The sequence below is a fragment of the Paraconexibacter sp. AEG42_29 genome (genome assembly GCF_040581415.1).
Classification (GTDB): domain Bacteria; phylum Actinomycetota; class Thermoleophilia; order Solirubrobacterales; family Solirubrobacteraceae; genus Paraconexibacter.
In genome coordinates, this window is record NZ_CP114014.1 from 4473012 (window position 1) to 4498293 (window position 25282).

Genomic DNA, 25282 nt, shown 5'->3' on the forward strand with positions numbered 1-25282 from the left:
GCCGACGCCTACGCGGCGTCCCCGTTCAGCTCGAGGAAGCGCGCCACGCTGGCCTCCTGGTGCTCCATCTGCTGGGCCAGCCGGTGCGCGTGCTCGGCGGTGCGGCGGCTGAAGTCCTTCAGGCAGCGCTCGGGATCGTCGGGCAGCGGGTAGACGTGCGCGACGTCCTGCTGCGCGCACGCGATCCCGAGCGGCGGACGGCCCTCGGCCAGGGTGCGGGCGCCGCAGACGGGGACGACGGTCAGGCGGCGCTCCGGCGCGACCAGCGCCACGGGCATCAGGCGGTGGGCGGGCAGCGACAGGCCGAGGTCGACCGACCGGTCCACGCTGACCCGGATGTCCTCGAGCTCCGCGAGCGCCTCCTGCCAGATCGCCAGCACCGTGTCCGCGGCCAGGAGCGCCTCGCGCAGCGCGCGCGCCTGGGTCGCGTACAGCTCCTCGGCCTCGCTCCGGGTCGCCGCGTCGTGGAGGTCGAGGTCGCACGGCACGCGGAGCAGCGACTGCGCCGTGACGGCCTCGCCGGCCCCGTGGCCGCCGTTGGCGACGAACGTCTGGATCGTGGCGAGGTCCTTGCGCCCGTGGAAGATGACCGTGAGTGACTCCCCGATGGCGAGCCCCTCGACGCGCAGGGCCACCGCGGCCGACGCCTCGGGGTCCAGGAGCGCGCGCTCGAGCAGCGCCTCCGCCTCGCGGCGTGCCGCCTCGTCACGGTCCTGACCTGACTCTCCCATCGCGTTCGCTCCTTGGTGCGTTGGACGGCCTCTGCAGATGGTGGGCTATTGCGCTCCTCATCGTTATCGACCGTCCGGCGGAATCGGCTCACCCCCGGGTGGACGTGTTGGCGGCCTGCGGCCGCGGGGTAGGGTCCGGCCCATGGTGAAACTGCTCTACAAGCCCTTCGGGATCCTGCTGGCCGTCGTCACCGGCCGCATCGCCGGCGCGGTGTTCGACGCCGTGTGGGCGCGGCTGGACCGTAAGGGCGACGGGTCGGTCCCGGCCCCCACGCAAAAGGGCGTGAGCACCGGTCGCGCGGTCGCGGCGACCGCCGTGCAGGCGGCGACCTACGCCGGGACCAAGACCGCCGTCGACCGCTTCGGGGTGCGGGTGTTCCACCACCTGACCGGACTCTGGGCGGGCGACCCGAGCTCCGAGGAACAGGCCGACAAGGCCGCGAAGAAGGCGGCCAAGAAGGCCGAGAAGAAGGGCGAGAAGCGGGTCGTCGCCTGACCGCTCAGGCCTGCGGGCGGCCGGCCGCGTCGAGGGCTTCCCGCGCCGGGACGGGCGCACCGACCGCGGGACCCTGGGCCTGGTCCACGCCCAGCGCACGCAGGGCCTCCAGCGTCGGCGCGTCGGCAGCGCCGGTCGCAACGGTCCGCGCCCCCACGCCCGCGGCGAGCTCGACGATCGCCGCGATCACCACCTGATCGATGTGCTCCGTCGCGCTGCTGCGGACGAAGCCCTCGTCGATGCGCAGGACGTCGAACGGCAGGTGCTTCAGGAAGTAGAAGCTGCCGAAGCCCGCCCCGACGTCGTCCAGCGCGAGCGGGCAGCCGAGGTGCCCCAGGTCCCGCCCGAACTCCTGGACACGGGCCAGGTGGGCCACCGCCTCGTGCTCGCGCAGCGTCACGGTGAGCCGGCGGGGATCGACGTTGCGGCGCGTGAGCTGGTCGGACAGCACGTCCACGAGCCCGTCGCCCATCAGCGAGCGCACCGACACACGCGCCGACAGGGCCGGCCCGTCCGGATAGTCGGCCAGCAGCTCCGCCGCCCGCGTGATGACGTACCGGTCGAGCTCCGGGACGAGTCCCGCGCGCTCGGCGTCGGGCAGGAACGCCGCCGGGCCGTGCAGATCGCCGTCCGGCGTCACGAGCCGCGGGTGGAGCACCAGCTCGGGGACCCCGCCGCCCGCGAGGTCGAGCAGCGGCTCGGCGTGCAGGACGAGGCGGCCTGAGGACAGCGCGGCGCGGATCACCGCTGCGGGGTCGGCGCCGGCGGCCCGGGCCCGTCCGCGCTGGGCCGGACGGGCCCTGGCCCCGCGTGCCTGCCGCAGCCTGTCCCGGCCCGCCTGCTTGGCGTCGTACATGGCGAGGTCGGCGTCGCTCAGCAGCTCGTCGCCCCGCTGCTCGGGCCGGTCGACGAGCGCCAGGCCGATGCTGGCCGTGAGCGGGACGTGGGCGTCCGCGGTCCGCACGACGTCCGCGAGTCCGGCAGCGATCTCGAGCGCCTCGGGCAGCTCGGCCTCCGGCAGGAGGACGACGAACTCGTCGCCGCCGTGACGGGCGATCAGGTCCGAGTCGCGCAGCCGCCCGCGCAGGGCGTCGGCGATCCGTGCGAGCAGGGCATCGGTGGCCGTCCGGCCGAGCCGCGCGCCCACCGCCGCGAAGCCGTCCAGGTCGATGACGAGGACGGCACCCCGGACGCCGTAGCGGCGGCCCCGGCGCAGGTGCTCGTCGAGCGAGCGCTCGAAGGCGCGGCGGTTCAGCAGGCCCGTCAACGGGTCGCGGTCCACCAGGTACTGCAGCTGCGCCTCGGCGCGGCGGCGGCCCGAGACGTCCTGCACCTGGGTGAGGTAGTGGCGTGGGCTGCCGTCGGCGGCCAGCACCAGCGCTGTGCTCATGGCCGTCCAGACCACCTCGCCGCCCGGCTGGACCAGGCGCAGCTCCGCGGTGTGCTCGCGCAGCACGCCGTCGAGCAGCGCGTCGCGCGCCTGCGCGTGGACGTCCGCGTCGGCCTGGTGCAGCAGTGCGTCGAACGCGACGCCGCGCGGTCCCGGCTCGTCCCAGGCGCAGAGCCCGGCGAGCGCGCGATTGGCCTGCAGCAACTCGCCCTCCAGGCTGATGACCGCCATCCCGAGCGGAGCCTCGTCGAACGCGCTGCGGAACCGCAGCTCGGCCTCGCGCAGGCGACGCTCGGCATCACGGCGGCGCGTGACGTCCCGCACGCTGCCCTGGGCCTCCATGACCGCACCGGTCGCCGGGTCCTTGACGGCGCGCAGCAGCGTCTCCACCCACAGCCAGCGGCCGTCCGCCCGTCGCAGCCGGTGCGTGATGTCGACGGCGGCGTCCGTCCGTCCCAGGTGCGCGACCAGCGCCTCGAGGCGGTCACGGTCGTCCGGGTGCGCAAGGGCGGCGAGCGTGTGGCCGAGCAGGGCATCCGGCGCGGTCCCGAGCAGTGCCTGCGCCGCCGGGGACACGTACGTCAGGGTGCCGTCGGGCCGGGTGAGCAGAAGGATGTCCGTGGCGCTCTGCTCCAGGAAGAGCGACCGCCGCCGCGCGTCGAGCGCGTCGCGCGCGGCCAGGTCCCGCTCCCGGGCCCCCAGCACGGCCAGCGTGCGCGCCTCCTGCTCGCGACGGACCAGCGCGCCGACTCCCAGCACCGCGAGCAGCGTGAGGCTGAGTCCGGAGCCGGCCGTCGCCGCGATGCCGGACCACGCCGCGGGCACCCGGTCGACCGAGACGGTCCAGGCCCGGCCGGCGACCCGGACGACCGCCTCCCGGGTGGACGGGCCGACCGCTGCACGCCCGCCCTCGAAGCTGACCGAGCCGTCGCGGATCTGGGCGCCGAGGCCGCTCGGCAGCGCGGCGGCGATCGTGCGCGCCAGGACGCGCGTGTCGCAGACCACCGCCACGCGCAGCGGGCTGAGCTCCCCGGTCAGCCGGACCACCGGAAGGTAGAACGCGACCACGGCCCGGCCCGGGTCCAGCAGGGCGTTCGGCGCGGTGACGGACGCCGACCGCGTCCGGATGGCCCGGGCGAGCGCCAGCGCGCGGCGCGGGTCCGCGGCGGCGTCGATGTGGCCGCGGGCCGGGATGGACGACGGCCGCCCCACGCCGATGCCCTGCTGCGCGAGCGCCGTCAGGATCGGCGTGTACTGCGGTCGAGTCCGCGCGCGCGTGCGGCCGTCGAGCTCCACGATCGGCCCGGCCGACGCCTCGAACCGGGCGCGGCCGGACTGCGGGACCGCGCGCAGCACCGAGACGGCGGCCACGATCGGGTTCTGCAGGAGCTTGGCGGCAGCGAGCCGCAGGTGCGCCGGGGACACGGGTCGCGCGGCGGCGTACAGGGTGGCGAGCGCTTCGAGGTCGCTGATGACCCCATTCGCCGCGTTCCGGGTCGCGTCGGCGGCCAGGTGGAGCTCGGAGCGCTGCTCGCGCTCGGCGGCGTCGCCGGCGTGCTCCGTCGCGACGAGGGCCGCGATCACGGTCAGGAGGACCCCCACCACCGCGACGATCCGTGGCAGGACGGTCGGCGACGACGTCGGCCGGTGAGCGCCCATCGGTTCCGGTCAGGCGCCGGGGCGCGGACCGCCGCCGCCCGTGATGACGAAGCCGCGGTCGGCCAGCGTCGCCAGCGCGTCCTCGAAGCCGGCGTAGTCGCGGGCCAGGAGGTGGTCGAGCGGCCGGCCCTGCGGCCCGCTGACCCGGAGCCAGCGGCGCAGCGCGTCCGGGTGGACCCGCTCGGCCGCCTCCTCGGTCAGCGTGAGCAGGATCGGGAGCTGCGGCTTGTCGTCCAGGTCGCCCGCGATCAGCGACAGCGGATCGGCGCCGAGTGCCGCGCAGAGCTCGTCCTCGGTGAGGCCGAGGCGCTGCATGAGCACGGCGGCGGCGGTGGCGGTCACGGGGCCTTCTGGCGGTGGGCGGGCGGTCGGGGCCTGGGTCAGCCGCCGCGCTTGCGGCGCAGGGCGGCCCAGCCGTTGTCGAGCAGCATATGCGCCGCGGTGATGGGCATGGGCTCGGACGCGGTCGGCTCGTGACCGCCGCCGATGCGCTGGATCTGCCGCGTGTGGAAGTAGAGCTCGAGTGCGGCGTCGAGCTGCTTGGCCGACGTCTTGCGGCCGCCCATGTCCGGCGCGGTGCCACCGCCGGCGACGGTGCGCGGGACGGCGGCGTCGAGCGCGAACGGCCGGCCGAGGCCGACCACGTCGGTCGCCCCGGACGTGATCGCGTCGCGCATCCCGGCGGGGGAGCGGAAGCCGCCGGTCACCATGAGCGGGACCGGGGTGATCGCCCGCACCTTCTCGGCGTAGTCCAGGAAGTAGGCCTCGCGCTGCTTGGTCGACTCGGCCCGCGTGTCGCCCGTGGTCATCGCCGGCGACTCGTACGTTCCGCCGCTGACCTCGAGCAGGTCGAGGCCCTCGGCGGTCAGCGCCGCGACGACGTCCATCGACTCCTCCTCGGTGAACCCGCCCCGCTGGAAGTCGGCCGAGTTCAGCTTGATGCCGACGGGGTAGGCGGCCCCGACCCGGGCGCGGATCGCCTTCATGACCTCGACGACGAACCGCATCCGCTTCGTCGCGTCTCCGCCCCAGGCGTCGGTGCGCTCGTTGGCGCGCGGCGAGAGGAACTGGCTGACGAGGTACCCGTGGGCGCCGTGGATCTGGACGCCGTGGAAGCCAGCCTCCTTCACGACCGCAGCTGTGGTCGCGAAGCGCTCGACGATCGCATGGATCTCGGCGTCGGTGAGCTGCTTGGGCGTCGGCGCGCCCGGCACCTTCGGCCGGATCGGCGACGGGGCGACGGGATGCGTGCCCGCGATCCGGAGCGCCTGACGGCCGGGGTGGTTGATCTGGACCCAGGTGGGCGTGCCGCCGGCCTGGGCGGCCGTCGCCCACGCGCGGAGCTGCGTGAGGTGGCGGTCGTCGTCGACGACGACGTTCTTCGGCTCGCCGAGGTGACGGCGGTCGACCATCACGTTGCCGGTGATCAGGAGCCCGCCGCCGCCGGAGCCCCAGCGGCCGTAGAGCGTGTTCAGCGCGGGCGTCGGAGCGTTGACGCGGTCCCCGAGCTGCTCGCTCATGGCGGACTTGCCGATCCGCCCCGGGAGGACGGCGCCGCACGGCAGGGCCAGCGGCTGGGTCAGGACGTCAATGGCCGCTTCGACGGTCGGTTGCATTCCACAACCTTACTTCCCGACCGTCAGAACAGTTGATTCTCCCCGCCGAAGACCTCGCTCACGGAGTCGTCGGTGAAGATCCGGCGGATCGAGTCGGTCAGCAGCTCGGCGCAGCTGAGGACGCGGATGTTGTCCGGCGCGCCGCGGCGCAGCGGGATCGTGTCGGTGACGACGATCTGCTCGAACGGCGACGCAGCGAGGTTCTCGAAGGCCTTGCCGCTGAGGACCGGATGGGTGGCGGCGGCGAAGACACGCGCCGCGCCCTCGTCCCGCACCGTCTGACCGGCCGCCTTCAGCGTGCCTGCGGTGTCGATCATGTCGTCGACGATCAGCGCGGTCTTGCCGCGCACGTCGCCGATGATGTACCCGATCTCGGCGACCTGCTGGGCGGGGCGCTCCTTGTCGAGGATCGCGAGCTCGGCGCCGAGCTTGGAGGCGAACTTCTTGTTGAGCTTCACGCGGCCCGCGTCCGGGGCGACGACGACGAGGTCCTGCAGGTTGAGGTCCGCGAAGTACTGGGTGAGCATCATCATCGCGGTCATGTGGTCGACCGGCTTCTGGAAGAAGCCCTGGACCTGACCGGCGTGGAGGTCCATCGTGAGGACGCGGTCGGCGCCGGCGGACTCGAGCATCCGGGCGACGAGCCGGGCGGAGATCGGCTCGCGCGGGGCGGACTTCTTGTCCTGCCGGCTGTAGCCGTACCAGGGGCAGACGGCGATCACGCGATGCGCGGACGCGCCGACGGCCGCGTCGATCATGAGCAGCAGCTCCATCAGCGCGTCGTTGGCGCTGACACCCGTGTCGGGGTTGCCGCAGGTCGGCTGGATGATGAAGACGTCGGCGCCGCGGATCGACTCCTCGTACCGGCAGTAGACCTCGCCGTTGGAGAACGTCTTGAGCGTGACGGGACCGAGGTCGACCCCCAGCTTCTCGGCGATCTTCCCGGCGAGTGCCGGGTTCGCACGGCCCGAGAACAGCATCAGGCGCTTGTCGTAGTCGATCGGGAGGCTCGTCGCGCCGCGCACAGCGGTCGAGAGTCTACGGACAGGGTCCGACGCGTAGGTCATGGAGGAGATGGCCCGGGCTTGGGAGGAGAGGGCGGGAGGGTCAGGCGCCGCGCCCGTCCGGGGCGGCGGCATCCTGTCCGGCAGCATAGTCCTCGAGGTTCGTCTGGCGCGCTCGGGCGATCGCGAGCGCCCCCGCAGGGACGTCCTTGGTGATGACGGAGCCGGCGCCGGTCACCGCGCCGTCGCCGATCGTCACCGGTGCGACGAAGCTGACGTCGACCCCGGAGCGGACGTCCCGGCCGATCGTGGTGCGGTGCTTGTGGCGGCCGTCGTAGTTGGCGGTGATGGTGGCGGCCCCGAGGTTCGACCCGGCCCCGACGTCCGCGTCGCCGATGTACGACAGGTGCGGGACCTTCGCGCCCGGGCCGATGTCGGAGTTCTTGACCTCGACGAACGTGCCGACCTTCGCGCCGTCCCGCAGGACCGTGCCCGGCCGCAGGTAGGCGAACGGGCCGATCGTGACCCCGTCGTGCGCGGTCGCCTCGACCCCGAAGGCGTGGCGGATCGTGACCTCGTCGTGCAGCGTGCAGTCGGTCAGCGTCACCTGCGGGCCGATGCGGCAGCCGCGGCCGACGACGGTCGCGCCGCGGAGCACGGTCCCGGGCTCCAGGACGGTGTCCTGGCCGATGACGACGTCCGCGTCGACGACGGTCGACGTCGGGCTCACGACCGTCACGCCGCTGCGCATGTGGTCGTCGAGCAGGCGCCGCTGCATGGTCTCGCACGCCTGAGCGAGCTCCGCGCGGTCGTTGATGCCGACCAGCAGGCCCGGGTCGCCGAGGTCCACGGCCGCGGCGCGGTCCGCCAGCGCGAGCACGTCCGTCAGGTAGAGCTCGCCCTGGGCGTTGTGGCTCTGCAGCTGCGGCAGCGCCGCGTGCAGCGCCGCGCCCTGGAAGGCGTAGATGCCGACGTTGATCTCGTCGACCGCGAGCTCGGCCTCGGTGGCGTCGCCCGGCGAACGGGTCTCCACGATCCGCAGGACGGAGCCGTCCTCGTCGCGGATGACCCGGCCGTAGCCGCTGGGGTCGAGCGCGCGGATGGTCGCGACGGTGGCGTCGGCGCCCGCGGCCCGATGGCGTTCGATCAGGGCGGTGAGGGGCCCGGCCGGGATCAGCGCGGCGTCGCCGTTGATGACGATCACCGTCTCCTCGGCGTCCAGCAGCGGCGCGGCGGCGGCGACCGCACCCCCGGTGCCGTCGGCGACCGGCTGGACAGCGGTCTCGACGCCTTCCGGCAGGTGTCCGTCGAGCTCCCCGCCCGGCGAGGTCACGACGATGACCCGGGTCGCCCCGGCGGCGCGCGCCGCCCGGATCGGCCAATGGACCATCGGCAGGCCGCACACGTCGTGCAGGACCTTCGGGGTGGACGAGCGCATCCGGGTGCCTTTCCCGGCGGCCATCACGACGGCGGTGAAGCTCACTGCGCGGATGCTACGCCGGACGGCCCTCGCGAGGTCCTTCGGCGGCTTCGTATGCCCGGACCCACTTGCGGACGGCGTTGCCCGACACGCCGTAGCGGCGGCCGACGCGCTCCCAGCCGTCGGCGTCCACTTCGGCCACGATCTGCGCGAGGGGCGGGCGCTCGACCTTGCGGGTGGCCGGCCGTCCCGCGCCGCTCCGGGCCCGCCCCGCGCACCGGCGGGAGCAGTACCGCTGCCGGGACGGGGCGCGCATCGGATCGCCGCACCAGGCGCACGGACGTTCAGGCGCTCGCGCATTGCGGCCGCAGTGGGTCTCGAGGGTGGCTGCGCAGTTCGGGCAGACGATCCTGAGGTTCGCGAGGCGGTTGTCGTCGGGGACGCCGTTGACGTGATCGAGGATCAACGCGATCGACTTGCCGCGCCAGAGCTCGCCCTGCCCGCAGAGCTCGCAGGCACGCGTCTTGTACCCCTCCTCGAAGAGGCGCGCCTTCAGCGAACGACGACTGAACGGCCGACCGGTGGCAAGGATCTCCTCGAGCGGGACGCGCTGGGCGCGCGATCGCGCACGAGTCGTGGCGTAGCGGTCGAAGTGATCGACCGGGATGCCCCAGACCGCGACGTACTTCTGGAGGACCTTGAAGCTGTTGCCGGTGGACGACGCGTTCATGCGCCGAAGCGCCTCGGCGTAGCTCTTCGACGCTGCGACAGCACTTCGGGCTTCGGTCTCGGAGTAGCGCGGAGGCATGCCCGAGACGATCAGACGCCGGTCGGACAGAACCTAGGCCATGACGGCCGACAGCTGGGGAGTCGGGACTTGAACCCGAACTTTCGGCCTTCAAAGGGCCGCGTGCTGCCATTACACCACTCCCCAGTGCATTGAACCAGCGCTCTGGCTCGACCGCTCAAGCTTAGCCGCAAGCCGGCCGATCCGTGCGGTGTAGCATCGCCCGTACCCCACTCCAAGGAGCCAGTCCATGAAGCAGTTCAGCTGTGGCGCCGTTGTCCCCGGATGCACCGCGACCTTCACCGCCGAGACCGAGGACGAGATCCTCGGACAGGTCGCGGCTCACGCGCAGGCCGACCACGGCATGGAGTCGGTGCCCGACGAGGTCGTCGCGCAGGTCCGCGAGAAGATCGAGACCGTCTGACACGCGGAGCGACGTGCCGCGCCGCCCTCGACCGGTGGGGGCGGCCGCGTCAGCGGGCCAGCGCGCCGACGATGCGGTCGATCGGGACCAGCCCGACGTAGGCGTCGTCCTCGCCGATCACCGCGACCGGATCGAAGCGCGTCGCGAGCGGCCGCGCCATCGCGCGGCGCGCCGCGTCGGCGATCGGCACGCCGCCGGTCAGGCTGAGCGGGGCCCGCGGCAGCGTCCCGCGCTGGTGGGCGGGGCTGTCGATGACGCCGCACGGATGGCCGTTCGGCGTCAGCACGACGACGTGGTCGGCGGCGGGATGCGACGCGAACGCCTCGGTGACCGCTCCGGGGCCGCCGGCGACAGGGACGGCCGGGGCGCGGTCCATCAGCCCTGACAGCCGCTCGGCGGCGGCCGGGTTCGGCGTCCGGGTGCGCATGCGCTGGGCGATCGTGCGGTCGAGCTCCCCCATTGCGGCGCTCGGGCGGCCAAGCGCGTAGCCCTGGCCGAGCGGCACGCCGAGCTGCACGAGGACGTCGAGCTGCTCGGCCGTCTCGATGCCCTCGGCCACGATCCACGCGTCGAGCCGCGCGGCGAACTGGCCGAGCGTCCGCACGATCTCCAGGCGGGTGTCGTCCGCGTCGATCCCGGTGATCAGGGACCCGTCGACCTTCACGAAGTTCGGGCGCAGGGCGGTGACCCGCTCGAGGCTGCGCGCTCCCGCTCCGGCGTCGTCGACGGCGACGAGTGCGCCGCGGGCGCGCAGCCGGGTCAGGGCGGCGGCGACGTCGTCGAGGTCGGCGCCGTCGGGCTGGTCGACGACCTCGATGACGAGCCGCTCGAGCGAGTGCTCGGCCGCGAGCACCGCCTGCACCTCCGCGCTGAGCAGGGCGGCGGGGCTGACGTTGACGGCGATGAAGCGGTCGCGCGTGAGCAGCGGGCGCGTCACGAGCGCCGCCTGCATGACCTGCGCCTCGAGCGCACCGGCGTACCCGAGCTGCGCGGCGGCGTCGAACCAGTCGCGCGGGCCCACACCCGCGGCCTCCGGGAAGCGCGCCAGCGCCTCGTATCCCCGGACGGCGCCGCGCTGCAGGTCGACGATCGGCTGGTAGTGGACGCGCACGCAGTGCGGCTCGGCCAGGATCCGCTGGAGTGCGTCGGTCCAGCCCTGGGCGTGGCGGTCGGCCGCCGGCACGGGATCGGGAACCGCTGTCACGGCGGGGACGTGGGCGTGGGCGTGGACGACGGGAACGGCATCGGGTTGTGCGTACGACATCGCGGTCGGGACCTCGCGAGGGAAGAGGGGGTCACTCCGACTATCGGTCGATATTCGTGCTGACTGAAGCCCGGCCTGGTGTCATGACGCTACGCCCGTCGGATGCGGACGTCGAGGCCCGCGGCCAGGAGCACCCCGAGCTCGAGCGGGGTGGACGGGTCCGCGGCGACCGCCCGTGCGTCGGCGGCGGTGGCGAGCCGCCGCTCGGACCGCAGCATCCCCACCGGCGCGCCGCGTCCGCCCACGGTCCTGAAGAGCTCGTCGCGGTGGCCGCCCGCGAGCGCGAGGAACTCGGCGTCGAGCGTCGGGGTCGCCATCAGGTACGGCGTGGCGTCGAAGGTCGGCGCGAACGTGAGGCCCACGCCGTCGGCCAGGTCCCCGAGCACGGCGGCGCCCAGCGCGTGGTCGAGCCCCGGCACGTCGGGCGCGACGAACACCACCGGACCGCAGTGGCCGTGCAGGGCGGTCAGCGCCGCGTCCGTCGTGTTCGCCTCGAAGGCGCCGGGACCACCCGGCGTGGCCGTCGCCGCGGCCCACCGCCGCGCACCCCGCAGCAGCTCGCGTCGCAGGGCGGACGCGGCGACCGGCCCGAGGAGCGCGGCCAGGCTGTCGCCCGGGTCGGCACCGGCGAGCGCATCGAGCACGACGACCGCGAGCGGCCCGCCGCCCGCCGCCGTCACGGCACCGGCAGCATCGGGGTCGCCGTGCGGCCGCTGCTCAGTCCCAGGCAAACGCGGTCCCGTTCGGCGCCAGCGACGCCGCGTCCACCAGCGGGACGGCCGCGCCGAGCGCCGCGGCGAAGGACGCGGTCGACGCCGCCACCAGGCGCACGAGCTCGCTGACCGGTGTCGGGTCCTCGGGCTTGACACCGTTGGCGTAGTCGGTCGCGTAGCCGAGCAGCGCGTACGGGATCTTGGCCTCGCCGGCGAGGACCGTCTCCGGCCCGGCGGTCTGCGAGACGCAGGTGACGCCCGCCTGGCGCAGCATCCGGATCTCCGTACGCGTGTTGAACCGGGGCCCGTCGACGTGGCCGTAGCACCCGCCGTCGCGCACCGGGTGGTCGACTGCCCGCGCCCCGGCCAGCAGCGCCGCGCGCAGTGGCTCGCTGAACGGGCCGTCGAAGATCCAGTGCCCGCGGCCCGCCGCGCCCGGCTCGGTGTGGAGCGTGCAGATCGTGCCGTCGGGGAGGCGGTTGGCGAGGAAGTGCAGGTCGTCGAAGACGACCAGCGACCCCAGTCCGAGCTCCGGGTCGCACGCCCCGCAGACCGTCGCGGACAGGATCGCGTCGACCCCCTCCTCGGCGAGGGCGCTGATGTTGGCCTGGTGCGTCACCTGATGGGAGACGAGCTCGTGGCCGTGCCGGTGGCGGGACACGTGCACGACGTCGGCACCGGCGAAGCTGCCGCGGGTCACGGGCACGTCGCCGAAGCGGGTGGCGACGGTCGCCGGCGTACCGTCCTCGAAGCCCGGCAGGGCGTACGTCCCCGAGCCCGTGATGATCCCGATGCGCATTGGCCGCCACATTAGTGGCGAACCGGTCCGACGGGCCGACCTACTGGCGTCGGCGCGGGACGCGGCCGCCCGTGACGCCGGCCTCGGTCGCCGGCCCCCCGCGGTGCGCGATGCCGAGGACGCGCATCGCCTTCAGCCCCAGCGACAGCTTCTCGCGGCCGTCCGTCGAGCCGACGTCCAGGCCGCTGAGCTCGCGGACGCGCTCGAGGCGATAGCGGATCGTGTGCCGGTGCGTGAACAGCCGCGCGGCGGTCCCGGCCACGTTGCCGTCGGCGTCCAGGAACGCCTCGACGGTCTGCACCAGGTCGGTCTCGTACTGCTCGTCGTACGCGACGAGCGGCTCCACGGTCTCGGCGTAGAACCGCTGCAACTCGGCCGGGTCCTCGCTCATCGCCGGGAGCAGCAGACGGTACGCACCGGTGTCGTCGAACGCCAGCAGGGGCCGCTCGGTGTCGCCCTCGGCGACGTTCGCGGCGAGCAGCGCCTCGGCGCCCGCCCGTGCGAGGTCCGTCGCCTCGGCGGCAACGCGGCTGCGGCCGACCGCGAACGTGTGCCCCGGGAGCGCCGACTGCAGCTCGTGCAGGACGCCCTCGGCGGCGCGGCGCGCCTGGGTGTCGTCCCCGCCGGGGATCAGGACGGTGACCTCGGTGCCCTCGCGGTCGCCGCGTTCGATCAGGGCCGCGAGTGCCCCGGACGCAGCGGCGCGGGCGCCGCGCTCGGCGGCCGCCAGGACACGCGGACGCCAGCCGTCCTCGGACGGGATGTGGGCGTGGACGCGGGCGACGACGAAGGACGCCCCCGTGAGCAGGTCGACGCCGAGCTCGCCGGCGGCAGCGAGGATCTCCGCCTCGTCGGTCAGCTCGCGGGCCAGGACCGACCCCAGGAAACCGGCCGCCGCCTCCTGGGAGGCGCGCTCGGGGGCGCGGACGCGCTCGACCTCGGAGGCGATCAGCGTCGCGACGATGCGGACCAGGGCCGCACCGGGCTCACCGCGGGCACGCATGCGCATCAGGCCGACGGGCTCGTCGGCCACCCGCAGCTCGACGGTGTCGACGCCGTTGGCGCCCATCGTCAGCGACTGCTCGTCGGCAGGGGAGCGGGCCGCCACGGCCAGGACGGCACCGGAACGGTCGACGAGCACGAGGCTCGCCTCGAGGGCACGGGAGGCGGCGCGCACGATCTCGGGCAGTCCGGCGCCGGACTCGACGGCCTCCGTCATGGCGTCCAGTGCCGAGAGATCGAGGCCCGACGACGTGCCTTCTGCCGGGATGGGCATCGCACCCCAGTGTACGGACCGCGGCCGGCGGGCGACCGTGGCCCGTCGCCACCACCTCGAGCGGAAGCTGCGTCAGAACTCGATGCGATCCCAGAACCAGACGATCGCGGCACCGCCGGCCACGCCCAGCCCGATGAACGCGGCGAGGATGTAGATCGTCAGGAACGACGCGGCGATGCGCTCCCACACCCGCGAGTACGACTGCCACGCGGGGACGAGGATCAGGCCGACGTAGGCGGCGAGTCCGAGGACCGCCGCAGCGACGGCGACGACGTAGGTGATCGTCTGGTTACTCATGCGCTGCCCGCTGATTCTGCCGGAAGTGGGAGACGACCAGCGCGACCATGCCGCAGAGCGCGAAGACGGCCGCCCCGAGTCCCCATCCGCCGAACACGTCGCTCAGGTAGTGCGCCCGCACCTGGACCCGGCTCAGGCCGACCGTGACGACCAGCACGATCGCGAACGCCAGGACCGCCACGCGCGACCCGAGCCCGGGCAGGGCCCGCAGCAGGACGACTGCCACCGCGAGGTAGGCGACGGCGTTGGCGGAGTGCCCGGACGGGAACGAGGAGCCGGCGGTCTCGGTGAGGCCGTCGGTGGGGCGCGGCCGGTCCGTCCAGGCCTTGATCTGGTGCGAGGCCATGCTCGTCAGGACGACGCCGGCGACCAGCGCGACCGCGTCCGCGAACTTCCGCCGCACCAGCAGCAGGACGCACGTCAGCAGGACGAGGCTGCCGGTCCACTCCAGGCGCCCGAGATCGGTGACGGTCTTGGCGACGTCGTCGAGGCGCTGTCCGCTGAGGTCGGCCGACCACTGCATCCCGCGACGGTCCGCCGCCGTCAGCTCCCCCGGCGTGATGCTGACCGCGTAGCCGATGCAGACGAACGCGCCGACCGCCACGACGGCCAGCAGCGTCGTCAGCTCCAGGCCGAGGTCGCCGGGGGTCACGCGCCGCCAGGCGAAGCGGGCCGGGCGTCGGAGGCGTCGCGCGAGTGGGCCGAACACCGGGTGGGCGTCGACCCGCCGCAGCAACGCCTCGCGCTGCTCCTCGTCCCGGAGCCGGCGGACCGCCAGGACGACGAGCGTCCCGATCACGATCACGGCGCCGAGCGCGAGCGACCCCTTCTTCGCGAGGTCGAGGACCTGGTCGATCGATTGCCAGAAGACGTAGCCGAGGACCGCGAACGTCGTGCCCCAGAGCCCCGCGCCGAGGATGTCGTAGGGGGCGAACCGGCGCAGCGGCATGCCGCTGGACCCCGCGAGGAACGGCGCGACCGCACGGATGAGGCCGACAAAACGGCCCAGGAAGATCGCCTTGCCGCCGTGCTTGTCGAAGAACGCCTCGGTCTGCTCGATCCGCGCCTCGGAGATCTGCACCTTCGGGCCGTGGCGGACGAGGAAGTCGCGGCCGAGTCGTCGCCCGATCAGGAAGCTCGTCATGTCGCCGGCCACCGCGCAGACCCAGATGATCGCGACGAGGGCGACGATGTCGATCTGGCCCTGGCCGGCCACGACGCCGCCGATCAGGATCACCGTCTCACCCGGGGCCAGCAGGCCGACGAACGCCCCCGTCTCCAGGAACGCCATCACCGCGACGAGCACGTAGGTCCACGGCCCGAGCGCCTCGCCGAGGTCCTCCAGGACCTGGTCGATCTTCGGCAGGTGCACGACGCCGGTCCCGTACACGATCGCGCCGACGGCGACGATGAGGCCGCCCACGAGCAGCGTCGGCTCCAGGTGCCTGCGCTTGCGGTGCAGGGCCACGAGGATCGCGGCGGCGACCAGGAACCAGACGGGCTTCACGACGAGCGGTCCGGGTCCCAGACGCGGGTGGCGATCGCCTCGGGCCCGAGGCGGGCCGCGACGTCGACCGCGGCGTCGAGGTCACGGGTGAGGCCGAGGGTGGTCGGGCCGCTGCCCGAGACCAGGACGAGGTCGGCGCCGGCGCTGCGGAGCCGCTCGAGGTTGCGGCCGACGGGCGGGCACAGGGAGATCGCGGCCGGCTCGAGGTCGTTGACGACCAGCGCGTCCGGGAGGTCGTCCGCCGTCACCTGGACGCGCGCGGCGAGCGCGGCGAGCTCGGTCGCGGGGCGGGCCAGCCGGAGCCGATCGAACTCGCGGTAGACGGCGGGCGTCGACAGCGGTTCGGGGTGGGGCAGCACGACGACGCCGTAGGGCCGTGGCTGCCGGCGCGCCGCCACGCGCTCCCCGGCCCCGAGGGCGAGGTACCGGCCCGGACGGACCTGGGCCGGGACGTCGGCCCCGAGGCCCGCGGCGAGCTCGCGCAGGACGTCGTCCCCCAGGCCCGTGCCGCAGTGCTCGTCGAGCAGCCGCAGGACGGCGCCCGCGTCCGCGCTGCCGCCGGCCATCCCGGCGGCGACGGGGATCGCCTTCGCGATCGTGATCGCCACGGGCTCGCTGCGCCCGGACCGGGCGCGGAAGCGGGCCAGCGCGGCGGTCACGATGTTCTCGCCGCTCACCCGCGGGCAGACGAGGGCGTCGGCGTCGGCGTCCTCCACCCAGACCTCGTCGCAGAGGTCGACGGCCTGCATGACGCTGACGAGCTCGTGGCGTCCGTCGCTCGGGCGGGTCGCGCCCACGAACAGGCAGACGTTGATCTTGCCCGGGGCGCGGGTGTGCACCGAGCTCATGTCGGGGCCCCGGCCTGGAGCGCCGCCGCGAGGGCGCGGAAGTCCTCGGGCGAGAGGCGCTCGGCCCGGACGTCCGCGGGATGGCCGAGCTCCAGCAGCGCGGCGCGCGCCTGCTCGCGGATCTCCTTCGGGTAGGCCGGGTGCAGCTTCAGGGAGCCGGCCAGGGCCTTGCGTCGGTGCGCGAACCCGGCCTGCACGAGGGTGCGCAGCGGCTTGCCGACCACGGCGACGTCGGTCCGCCGGTGCAGCACGATCAGGACGCTGTCGACGTTCGGCACCGGATGGAAGACCGACCGCGACACCTTGTGGTGGACGCGGACGTCGCAGGACAGCTGCGCCAGCACGCTCGGCACGCCGTAGGCCGACGTCCCCGGTCCGGCCGCGAACCGCTCCCCCACCTCCTTCTGGACCATCGCCACCCACGTGGTGACGGCCGGCAGCTCCTCGATCGTCTTGAGGATCGCGGTCGCGGCGATGCCGTACGGCAGGTTGGCGACGACCTTCGTCGGGACGGGGTCGAGCGCGCCGAGGTCCAGCTGCAGCGCGTCCCCGAAGTGGAGCGTGGCGTGATCGCCGAAGCGGTCGAGGGCGTCACGCAGGGCCGGCTCGAGCGACCGGTCGACCTCGACCACGTGCGTGTGCGCGACCAGTGGCGCGAGGTACTCGGAGAGGACGCCGAGGCCCCCGCCGATCTCCAGCGCGACGTCGTCACCGGTCAGCTCGGCGGCCCGCGCGATCACGCCGAGGATGTTCGAGTCGATCAGGAAGTTCTGCCCGAGGTCCCGCTTGGGCCGGACCCCGAACGCCTTCAGCCGCCGGAGCGTGGGCTGGGTCGGGAGGTCGTCGCCGTCCGGGGTCACCGGTGCCTCAGCCCCAACCGAACAGGCCGGCCGCGTTGGCGGTCACGAGCGCGTCGAGGTCGTCGTACGGCAGGTCGCGCAGCTCCGCGACGAAGCGGGCGGTGTGGGCGACGAACGCCGGCTGGTTGCGGTGCTTGCGGACGGCCTGGGGCGTCAGGTACGGCGCGTCGGTCTCCACCAGGAGCCGGTCGGCCGGGACCTTCGCCGCCGCCCGCGCGAGGTCCGCGTTCTTCGGATAGGTGACGTTCCCCGCGAACGAGAACCACCAGTCCTCGGCGATGCACGCGTCCACGTGGTCCGGCATCGAGAAGCAGTGCAGGATCACGGTGACCCCGGCCGCGTGCTCGCGGAGCATGCGGATCGTGTCGTCCTCCGCCGCGCGGGTGTGGATGACGAGCGGCTTGCCGACGTCGCGGGCGAGGTCGATCTGCGCGCGGAAGGCGTGCTCCTGGTCCGGGCGCGGGCAGTAGTCGCGGAAGTCGTCCAGGCCGGTCTCGCCGATGGCGCGGCAGCGCGGGTGGCGCGCGAGCTCGGCCAGGTCCGCCAGCTCGGCGTCCCCGAAGCCTTGCGCGTTGTTCGGATGGCGCCCGACCGCGGCGAAGACCTCGGGGAAGGCCTCTGCGGCCAGCAGCGCCGACCGGTTGGATGCCTCGTCGGTGCCGACCGTCAACATCCGCGCGACACCGGCCTCGCGGGCGGCGGCGACCAGTTCGGCGTTGTCGGGCGCGCAGGAGTCCAGGTGGGTGTGGCTGTCGATCATGGTGGCGGCGTCGGGTCGCGCGGAAGGCGCGGGTGGCTCAGGCCGCGACCGGCGCGGGCGGCAGGTCCTTCGGGAACAGCGGCGCGAGGACGTCGACCTGGGTCACGGCGCCGGCGGTCAGCGTCGCCCCGGCGTACGCGATGTCCGGGGCGTTCAGCGCGGCGAGCAGCTTGTCGACGGTCTCGGGGAGGACCGGCGCGAGCAAGACGGCGACGACGCGCACGCCCTCGATCAGCGTGGCCAGGACGACGTCCAGCCGCTCCGCGTTCGCGGGGTCCTTGGCGAGCGCCCACGGCGTGGTCTCCTCGACGTACCGGTTCAGCCGCCGCACGCGCTCCCAGACGAGCTCCAGCGCAGGGGTCAGCTCCGCGCGGTCGATCAGCGCGGCGACCTCGTCCGCCAGCCCGTCGAAGTCCTCGCGCAGCTCCGGCTCGACGTGCGGGACGGCGCCGTCCCGGTACTTGCGCACCATCGCGATCGAGCGACTGGCGAGGTTGCCGAAGCCGTTCGCCAGCTCGGACTCGTAGCGCTGCTCGAAGGCCTCGGTGGAGACCGAGCCGTCCTGCCCGAACGTCACGTCGCGCAGGACGTAATGGCGCAGCGCGTCCGTGCCGAACCGGTCCATCACCACGAACGGGTCCAGGACGTTGCCCAGGGACTTGCTCATCTTCTCGCCGTCCATCAGCAGGTAGCCGTGGATGTAGAGGCGTTCGGGGAGCGGCAGGTCGGCCGCCATCAGCAGCGCGGGCCAGAAGACGGCGTGGAACTTGAGGATGTCCTTGCCGATGACGTGCTGCTGCGGCGGCCAGAACGTGCCCGTGAGATCCTCGCCCGGCTTCGCGTACGACAGCGCCGTGTAGTAGTTCAGGAGCGCGTCGAACCAGACGTAGAAGACGTGGTCCTCGTCCCACGGCACCGTCACGCCCCAGGTGAGCTTCGCCCGCGACAGCGAGACGTCCTGCAGCCCGCCCTTGATGAACGACAGCGCCTCGTTCGCGCGGTGGCGCGGGCCGACGAACTCGGGGTGGTCGGCGTAGTGCTGCTCCAGCCGCTCCTGGAAGGCGGACAGCTTGAAGAAGTAGTTCTCCTCCTTCTCCATCGTCAGCTCGATGTGGTGGATCGGGCAGCGGCTGCCGTCCTCGATCTCCGCCTCGGACTTGAAGTCGGCGCAGCGCGGGCAGTACCAGCCCTCGTAGTGGTCCTTGTAGACGTACCCGTTGTCCTTGATCCGGACGAGGACCTCCTGCACCTTCGCCTTGTGCTCGGGGTCGGTCGTCCGGATGAAGAAGTCGTTCGACGCGTTCAGGCGCGGCATCAGGGACCGGAAGCGCTCGGCGTTCTGGTCGGCCAGGGCCTGCGGGGTCATCCCGAGCGCGTCGGCGGCGTTCGCCACCGGCTCGCCGTGCTCGTCGACGCCGGTGAGGAAGAAGACCTCGTCGCCCCGCTGGCGGTGGTGACGCGCCATGACGTCGGCCGCGATCGTCGTGTACGCGTGCCCCATGTGCGGCGCGGCGTTGACGTAGTAGATCGGCGTCGTGACGTAGAAGGTCCCCATCGGCCACCTACGTTACCGGCGGCCCGCGCGCGGTCCGTGTCCGCCGCCCGGGTCAGCGCCGCTCGGTGAGCGCGGCGTAGAGCGCGTTGGCGCCGGCACCCGTCAGCGACGCGACGACCTTGGCCGCCGGCCGTGGCTTCGCGCCTGCGGCCACGAGGTCGCGCAGCGCCTGCAGCGCCGGGCCGAGGTCGGCCTGCCCGCCGTCCTCGGCGGCCGCCGCCGGGCCGACGACCAGCACGATCTCGCCCTTGACGTCCTGTCCGGCGTAACGCTCGGCGAGGCCTGCCGCGGTCCCGCGGACGACCTCCTCGTAGAACTTGGTCAGCTCACGGCAGACCGCGACCGGGCGATCCGGGTCGAGCGCCGCCAGCACGGCCAGCGACGCCGCGATGCGCCGCGGCGACTCGAACGCGACGAGCGTCTCCCCGCTCGCGGCCGCCAGGACCCCGGTCAGCTCACCGGCTTTGCGCGGGAGGAACCCGCCGAAGCGCCAGACCTCCGACGGCAGGCCGCTGACGGCGAGCGCGACGAGCACCGCGGACGGCCCGGGCAGGACCTCCACGCCGAGGCCCGCCGCCACGCAGGCGCCCACGAGGACCGCACCCGGGTCGCTCACCAGCGGCATGCCGGCGTCGCTCACCAGCGCGACCGTCTGGCCGCCCTGCATCCGGGCGACGAGCTCGTTCGCCCGCGCGCGCTCGTTGTGCTCGTGGTAGCTGACGAGCGGCGTCGTCACGCTGTAGCGGTCCAGCAGCCGCTTGGAGTGGCGGGTGTCCTCGCACGCGATGACGTCCGCGTCGCGCAGCGCGCTGAGCACGCGCAGGGTCACATCCTCCAGGTTGCCGATCGGCGTCGGGCACACCACCAGCCGTCCGGGCGTCGTCACGTGGGGATCCCGTCGTGCTCGTCGTAGGCCAGGACCGCGGCGCCGAGCATGCCCGACTCCGCGCCGAAGCGTGCCGGGACGATGCGGGCGATGTCGCGCGACGGCGACAGCGCACGAGCCCGCATCTCCGCGCGGGCGGGCTCCAGGAGCAGGTCGCCGGCCGCGATCACGCCGCCGCCGATCACCACCACCTCCGGGTTGAAGATGTTCACGATGTTCGCCAGCCCGACCCCGAGCGCCACGCCCGCGGCGCGCAGGCACTCGGTGGCGGCGGGGTCGCCGTCGTGCGCGAGCTCGGTGACGAGCGCCCCGGTCATCAGGCGGCCGGTGGCCACCGCCGCGGCCAGCGCGCCGCGGGGGTCCGCGGCCGCCGCGGCCAGTCCCGCGCGGCCCAGCGCACTGCCGGACACCAGCGCCTCCATGCAGCCGCGGTTCGGGCAGTTGCCCTGGCACGGCGGGCCGTCGAGGTCGATCACCATGTGGCCGAGCTCGGCCGCCGCGCCGACCGCCCCGCGGACGAGCTTGCCGTCGACCACGATCCCGCTGCCGATGCCGGTCCCGATCGTGATCAGCACGGCGTGGTCGGTGCTGGCGGCCGCGCCGAAACGGTGCTCGGCGAGCATCGCGACGTTCGCGTCGTTGTCGACCACCACGGGGAGGCCGAGCCGCTCGACCATGATGTCCCGGAACGGCACGTCGGCGATCGGGAGATGGACGGTCGACACGGCGACCCCCCGGACCCGGTCGATCAGCGACGGAATCCCGAAGCCGACGCCGAGCACGTCCCCCGGCGCTGCGGCGATGGCCTCCTCCACGGCGTCGACGACGCGGTCCAGCACGGCGGAGCGGTCCCCGCCGGCGGCCGGACGGTGAGCGCGGTGGTGGACGTTGAGCTCGCGGTCGACGGTCCCCGCGAGCAGCTTGGTGCCACCCAGGTCGACGCCGATGACGCACGGCGGCGGCATTGGCGGGACTGTACCGCGGCACCCCGTGGTGGCCCGCCGCGCTTCGTCATCAGTCTCCATGGAGCGCTCGATGTGTCACCACGTCCGCCGGTGGCATGTGGTGGCACATCGACGGCGTCCGGGGGTGGCGCTGCAAGGCGCGTCACGGCGCCGGCGGGGTCCATGCGCCAGCATGTCCCGGAGTGCCTGACCCGCTTGACCCACGCCGCGGCGACGACGAGTCGCCGCAGTACACCCGCCACCGTGCGCGTCCCGGCTTCCTGAGCCGCCTCGGCGGGCGCAAGGACGACGACCTCGCCGCCCTGCAGGCCCTGCGCGAGCGCGAGGGCGAGCTCGACGTGTCCGAGCGTCCCGGCGACGCGGCCCCGTACCGCGACGACGACGGTCGGTCGATCTACCGCGTCGGCAGCGACCGCCCGCGCGGGCGGCGACGCCTGCCGGGACTCCCCGGTCTACCGGGCCTTCCGGGTCGCCGCGTGGCGCGGGCCGGCGGCACCATCACCGCGGGCTGGGTGGCCAAGCTCGTCCTGAAGGCCGGCCTCGCGTGGCTCGTGATCTCCCTAGGGGCGTTCCTCGTGTCCGCCACCATCCACCAGACCGGCAGCGGCGGCGGCGCCCTCGGCGGCGGCGGGCTGCCGCCGTTCGGGACGACCACCATCCTCGTGCTCGGATCCGACGCACGGCCGAAGGGCAGCCGCGAGCCCGGCGCAGGCGACGGCGGCCCGAGCCGCTCGGACACGATGCTGCTGCTGCGTGTCGGCGGCGGGCACAACGCACGTCTGTCGCTGCCCCGCGACACCGTCGTCGACATCCCGGGCCACGGTCGCAACAAGATCAACGCGGCCTACGCACTCGGCGGCTCCGAGCTCGCCGTCCGCACCGTCGAGGGCTACCTGGGGATCGCCGTCAACCACCTGATCGAGGTCAACTTCGAGAACTTCCCGGACCTCGTCGACGCGATGGGCGGCGTCGACTACACAGGGAGCTGCGTGGTGTCACGGATCAACGGCGGCTACAAGAACGGTGGCTTCACGCTGCGGCTGAAGAAGGGCACCACGCGCATCGACGGCGAGCAGGCGCTCGCGCTCGCGCGGACCCGGAAGAACGACTGCAACCCGCGGGAAAACGACTTCACGCGCGCGCGCCGCCAGCAGAAGCTGCTGTCGGCGATGAAGAGCCGGATCGTCAGCCCGTCCGGCTTCCTGCACGGCCCGTTCATCGGCTGGAACGCCCCGAAGGCGATCAAGTCCGACATGAGCGCCCCGACGCTGCTCGGCGTCTTCGGCGCGCTGGCGACATCGGGCAACGCGACCCCGCGTGTCCTGAAGACGACGCCGCAGACGCTGCCCGACGGCTCGTCGGGCCAGGTCGCGTCCGACGCCTCCCGGCGTGCAGCCGTGCGGCGCTTCTTGGGCTGAGCAGCGAGCCGCAGGCGAGGCCTACGCCGCTTTCGGCTTCTTGGCCTTGTCGGACCCGCCGCTCTTGGGCTTGTCCGACGAGGACGACGACGAACTGGACGAGGACGAGCCGCCGCTGCTGGAGGAGTCGCTGCTGCTCGACGAGGACGAGGACGAGCTGTCCGAGGAGGACGACGACCCCTCGGCCTTCTTCTTGTCGGCCTGCTTGTCCGCCATCTTCGCGTCGTTCTTGTCAGCGCCCTCGGACGCGGACTTCTCGAGCTCGCGGTTGCGGTTCTTCGTGCCGTAGTCCGTGTTGTGGAAGCCCTTGCCCTTGAAGTGGATCGCGGGGGCGTGCAGGACCTTGGTCACCGGGACGCCCGTCTCCGGATCGACGGTCAGGGTCTCGTCCGAGAACTTCTGCATGACGTCGAACGTCGTGCCATCGGGTCGGCGGTACTCGTAGATCGGCATCTCACCGGCCATTATGCCACGCCGCCGTTGGCACTCTCAAGGGGAGAGTGCCAATCCAAGCTCGGCGGCTACGATCGCGTCCATGTCTGAAGACGTCGTCACCATGGACAAGATCGTCGCGCTGTGCAAACGCCGCGGCTTCATCTTCGCGAGCAGCGAGATCTACGGCGGCCTCGGTTCCACGTACGACTACGGGCACTACGGCGTCCTGCTGAAGACGAACGTGAAGAACGAGTGGTGGCGCGCGATGCTGCAGGAGCGCGACGACATCGTGGCCCTCGACTCGGCGATCCTCCAGCATCCGGACGTCTGGAAGGCGTCGGGCCACCTGGCCGGGTTCACGGACCCGATGGTCGACTGCCGCACCTGCAAGGCGCGCTTCCGCGCGGACCACATCGCCGAGCGCCAGCCAGGGATCGTCTGCCCGAAGAAGCCGTCGAAGGTGCCGGGCGAGGGCCCGGACTGCGACCTCACCGAGGCGCGCGACTTCAACCTGATGTTCAAGACGAACGTCGGCCCGGTCGAGTCGACCTCGTCCGTCGCCTACCTGCGCCCGGAGACGGCCCAGGGCATCTTCATCAACTTCAAGAACGTGCTGCAGTTCGCCCGCAAGAAGCCCCCGTTCGGCATCGCGCAGGTGGGCAAGTCGTTCCGCAACGAGATCACGCCGGGCAACTTCATCTTCCGCACGCGCGAGTTCGAGCAGATGGAGATGGAGTTCTTCGTCCCGCCCGCCGAGGCGCCGCAGTGGTACGCGACCTGGAAGCAGATCCGCTTCGACTGGTACACGCGCCTGGGCATCCGGCCGGCCGGCCTGCGCCTGCGCGAGCACGAGGCCGACGAGCTGAGCCATTACTCGTCCGGCACGGCGGACGTCGAGTACCTCTTCCCCATCGGCTGGTCCGAGCTCGAGGGCATCGCGAACCGCGGCGACTTCGACCTGTCCGCGCACGCCGCCGAGTCGCGGACGAAGCTCGAGTACTTCGACCCGGGCAGCGGCGAGCGCTACGTCCCCCACGTCATCGAGCCGGCCGCCGGCGCCGACCGCGCCACGCTCGCGTTCCTCGTCGACGCCTACGACGAGGAGCAGGTCGACGGTGAGCTGCGCACCGTCCTGAAGCTCCACCCGCGCCTCGCGCCGGTCAAGGTCGCGGTGCTCCCGCTCGTGAAGAAGGACGGCCAGCCGGACATCGCGAAGGAGATCGTCGCGTCCCTCCGCGGCCTGATGCAGACCGAGTACGACGAGGGCGGCGCGATCGGCAAGCGCTACCGCCGCCAGGACGAGATCGGCACGCCGTACTGCGTCACCGTGGACCACGAGACGCTGACCGAGCGCACGGTCACGGTGCGCGACCGGGACTCGATGGCCCAGGAGCGCGTCGCGATCGACGACCTGCCGGCGCTGCTCGCGGGGCGCCTGGCGCAGCCCTGGTCCTCACCGAAGCTCGGCTGAGGATGCCGGCGCTCTCACGCGCCGGAACGGAACGAGTGGTCAGGAGAGCGGGCGGGCCACGCCCCAAGAGGGCGCGGCCGCCGATGGGTGTCAGCTGAAGTCGACGTTCAGCGTCGTGTAGTTCGCGCCGGGGGTCGCTGTGAACGTGCAGGACCGCGGCGAGCTTCCCCCCGTGACCGCGCTGCACGGCGCACCCGAGAAGGTGATGAAGTTGCCGCCGGTCGCGGTCAGGGTCACGGGGATACCGGCCGGGATCGTGGCGGAGCATGTCCCCGACGGCGCGCCGGGCGGGGTGTTCACGCAGTTCAGGCCGCCGGCCGAGCTGGTCACCGTGCCCGGCTGACCGCCGGTCGTCGACAGCCCGGTGATGGTCGCCGACCCGGTCGGGGTGGGCGCCGCGGGGCCCTGCGGACCGACTGGGCCCACGGGGCCCACCGGACCCTGGGGACCGGCGGCACCGGTCGCCCCGACGGCCCCGGCCGGACCGCGCGGCCCCGTCTTGCCGCGCAGCGAGTCGATCGCCGACTGCTTGATGTCGACCAGCGCGATGCTGCGGTTCTTGATGTTGGCGCTCGTGATGAGCGACGCGGCTGTGGCGCTGCCGGCGCAGGCCACGATCAGGGCGATCGTGGCGACGACCATCGCGGGCGATGGCCAGCCGAGCCGGATCCGGCGGGGTTCCTTCTGCATGACGTCCTCCT

At 73.3% G+C, this 25282-nt stretch carries 25 protein-coding genes and 1 tRNA gene; 4 read left to right on the forward strand and 22 right to left on the reverse strand.

Features of this window, described 5'->3' with window-relative positions; genetic code table 11:
• Positions 1-8 precede the first annotated feature (8 nt).
• Positions 9-731 (reverse strand): hypothetical protein, encoded by a 723-nt coding sequence (locus DSM112329_RS21730; RefSeq protein ID WP_354698650.1) that lies wholly within the window; start codon positions 729-731, stop codon positions 9-11.
• Positions 732-873: 142 nt separating this feature from the next.
• Here DSM112329_RS21730 and DSM112329_RS21735 point away from each other — a divergent pair, with 142 nt between their 5' ends.
• Positions 874-1227, forward strand: a complete 354-nt coding sequence (locus DSM112329_RS21735) for a DUF4235 domain-containing protein (protein ID WP_354698651.1) — start codon at positions 874-876, stop codon at positions 1225-1227.
• A gap of 4 nt (positions 1228-1231) precedes the next feature.
• Here the strand turns inward: DSM112329_RS21735 and DSM112329_RS21740 are convergent, their stop codons facing one another.
• The 7 genes from DSM112329_RS21740 to DSM112329_RS21770 all read right to left on the reverse strand — a co-directional run bounded on the left by DSM112329_RS21740 (position 1232) and on the right by DSM112329_RS21770 (position 9250).
• A complete protein-coding gene (locus DSM112329_RS21740) occupies positions 1232-4219 on the reverse strand; it encodes an EAL domain-containing protein (RefSeq protein ID WP_354698652.1) in 2988 nt (995 codons plus the stop codon).
• Between the two features lie 66 nt (positions 4220-4285).
• Positions 4286-4618, reverse strand: a complete 333-nt coding sequence (locus DSM112329_RS21745; RefSeq protein WP_354698653.1) for a hypothetical protein — start codon at positions 4616-4618, stop codon at positions 4286-4288.
• A gap of 38 nt (positions 4619-4656) precedes the next feature.
• Positions 4657-5892 carry an NADH:flavin oxidoreductase/NADH oxidase family protein gene (locus DSM112329_RS21750; RefSeq protein ID WP_354698654.1) on the reverse strand — a complete coding sequence of 412 codons (1236 nt, stop codon included), beginning with the start codon at positions 5890-5892 and terminating at the stop codon, positions 4657-4659.
• Between the two features lie 23 nt (positions 5893-5915).
• A complete protein-coding gene (locus DSM112329_RS21755; protein ID WP_354702518.1) occupies positions 5916-6893 on the reverse strand; it encodes a ribose-phosphate pyrophosphokinase in 978 nt (325 codons plus the stop codon).
• A gap of 106 nt (positions 6894-6999) precedes the next feature.
• Positions 7000-8379 (reverse strand): bifunctional UDP-N-acetylglucosamine diphosphorylase/glucosamine-1-phosphate N-acetyltransferase GlmU, encoded by a 1380-nt coding sequence (gene glmU, locus DSM112329_RS21760; protein WP_354698655.1) that lies wholly within the window; start codon positions 8377-8379, stop codon positions 7000-7002.
• Between the two features lie 10 nt (positions 8380-8389).
• Positions 8390-9046 (reverse strand): hypothetical protein, encoded by a 657-nt coding sequence (locus tag DSM112329_RS21765; protein WP_354698656.1) that lies wholly within the window; start codon positions 9044-9046, stop codon positions 8390-8392.
• 132 nt (positions 9047-9178) lie between these two features.
• Positions 9179-9250: transfer RNA gene (locus tag DSM112329_RS21770), tRNA-Gln, on the reverse strand.
• Between the two features lie 103 nt (positions 9251-9353).
• Between DSM112329_RS21770 and DSM112329_RS21775 the strand changes: the two genes are divergently transcribed.
• Positions 9354-9527 carry a DUF1059 domain-containing protein gene (locus DSM112329_RS21775; RefSeq protein ID WP_354698657.1) on the forward strand — a complete coding sequence of 58 codons (174 nt, stop codon included), beginning with the start codon at positions 9354-9356 and terminating at the stop codon, positions 9525-9527.
• 49 nt (positions 9528-9576) lie between these two features.
• On the opposite strand, the gene DSM112329_RS21780 is transcribed toward DSM112329_RS21775, so the two are convergent.
• The 12 genes from DSM112329_RS21780 to DSM112329_RS21835 form a co-directional block, all read right to left on the reverse strand.
• A complete protein-coding gene (locus DSM112329_RS21780) occupies positions 9577-10791 on the reverse strand; it encodes an EAL domain-containing protein (protein ID WP_354698658.1) in 1215 nt (404 codons plus the stop codon).
• An 89-nt stretch (positions 10792-10880) separates the two neighbouring features.
• A complete protein-coding gene (locus tag DSM112329_RS21785) occupies positions 10881-11522 on the reverse strand; it encodes a hypothetical protein (protein WP_354698659.1) in 642 nt (213 codons plus the stop codon).
• Positions 11509-12303 carry an MTAP family purine nucleoside phosphorylase gene (locus tag DSM112329_RS21790; protein WP_354698660.1) on the reverse strand — a complete coding sequence of 265 codons (795 nt, stop codon included), beginning with the start codon at positions 12301-12303 and terminating at the stop codon, positions 11509-11511. Before DSM112329_RS21790 ends, DSM112329_RS21785 begins: the two co-directional genes overlap by 14 nt.
• A 40-nt stretch (positions 12304-12343) precedes the next feature.
• The gene (locus tag DSM112329_RS21795) at positions 12344-13579 is read right to left on the reverse strand and encodes a helix-turn-helix domain-containing protein (protein WP_354698661.1); all 1236 of its coding nucleotides are present in this window, start codon (positions 13577-13579) and stop codon (positions 12344-12346) included.
• 72 nt (positions 13580-13651) lie between these two features.
• Positions 13652-13876, reverse strand: coding sequence for a hypothetical protein (locus DSM112329_RS21800; protein WP_354698662.1), 225 nt, complete (start codon positions 13874-13876; stop codon positions 13652-13654).
• Entirely contained in the window at positions 13869-15383 is a 1515-nt protein-coding gene (locus DSM112329_RS21805; RefSeq protein ID WP_354698663.1) for a VTT domain-containing protein, read from the reverse strand. Before DSM112329_RS21805 ends, DSM112329_RS21800 begins: the two co-directional genes overlap by 8 nt.
• Positions 15380-16231 (reverse strand): 4-(cytidine 5'-diphospho)-2-C-methyl-D-erythritol kinase, encoded by an 852-nt coding sequence (locus DSM112329_RS21810; RefSeq protein WP_354698664.1) that lies wholly within the window; start codon positions 16229-16231, stop codon positions 15380-15382. Before DSM112329_RS21810 ends, DSM112329_RS21805 begins: the two co-directional genes overlap by 4 nt.
• Positions 16228-17091 (reverse strand): 16S rRNA (adenine(1518)-N(6)/adenine(1519)-N(6))-dimethyltransferase RsmA, encoded by an 864-nt coding sequence (rsmA, locus tag DSM112329_RS21815; RefSeq protein WP_354698665.1) that lies wholly within the window; start codon positions 17089-17091, stop codon positions 16228-16230. Before rsmA ends, DSM112329_RS21810 begins: the two co-directional genes overlap by 4 nt.
• A 7-nt stretch (positions 17092-17098) precedes the next feature.
• Complete coding sequence (locus tag DSM112329_RS21820) at positions 17099-17851, reverse strand: TatD family hydrolase (protein WP_354698666.1); 753 nt, start codon at positions 17849-17851, stop codon at positions 17099-17101.
• Between the two features lie 37 nt (positions 17852-17888).
• Positions 17889-19406 (reverse strand): methionine--tRNA ligase, encoded by a 1518-nt coding sequence (gene metG / locus DSM112329_RS21825; protein ID WP_354698667.1) that lies wholly within the window; start codon positions 19404-19406, stop codon positions 17889-17891.
• A gap of 52 nt (positions 19407-19458) precedes the next feature.
• Positions 19459-20292, reverse strand: a complete 834-nt coding sequence (gene rsmI, locus DSM112329_RS21830) for a 16S rRNA (cytidine(1402)-2'-O)-methyltransferase (RefSeq protein WP_354698668.1) — start codon at positions 20290-20292, stop codon at positions 19459-19461.
• Complete coding sequence (locus DSM112329_RS21835) at positions 20289-21257, reverse strand: ROK family protein (protein WP_354698669.1); 969 nt, start codon at positions 21255-21257, stop codon at positions 20289-20291. The genes rsmI and DSM112329_RS21835 overlap by 4 nt, the downstream gene beginning before the upstream one ends.
• Positions 21258-21439: 182 nt before the next feature.
• On the opposite strand from DSM112329_RS21835, the gene DSM112329_RS21840 reads away from it, so the two are divergent.
• The gene (locus DSM112329_RS21840) at positions 21440-22675 is read left to right on the forward strand and encodes an LCP family protein (protein WP_354698670.1); all 1236 of its coding nucleotides are present in this window, start codon (positions 21440-21442) and stop codon (positions 22673-22675) included.
• 21 nt (positions 22676-22696) lie between these two features.
• Here DSM112329_RS21840 and DSM112329_RS21845 read toward each other — a convergent pair whose 3' ends face one another.
• Positions 22697-23128 (reverse strand): FmdB family zinc ribbon protein, encoded by a 432-nt coding sequence (locus DSM112329_RS21845; RefSeq protein ID WP_354698671.1) that lies wholly within the window; start codon positions 23126-23128, stop codon positions 22697-22699.
• 82 nt (positions 23129-23210) lie between these two features.
• Between DSM112329_RS21845 and DSM112329_RS21850 the strand changes: the two genes are divergently transcribed.
• Positions 23211-24581: a glycine--tRNA ligase gene (locus DSM112329_RS21850; protein ID WP_354698672.1), complete on the forward strand. Its 1371-nt coding sequence runs from the start codon at positions 23211-23213 to the stop codon at positions 24579-24581.
• A gap of 90 nt (positions 24582-24671) precedes the next feature.
• Here DSM112329_RS21850 and DSM112329_RS21855 read toward each other — a convergent pair whose 3' ends face one another.
• A complete protein-coding gene (locus DSM112329_RS21855; protein ID WP_354698673.1) occupies positions 24672-25271 on the reverse strand; it encodes a hypothetical protein in 600 nt (199 codons plus the stop codon).
• Positions 25272-25282: the final 11 nt, after the last annotated feature.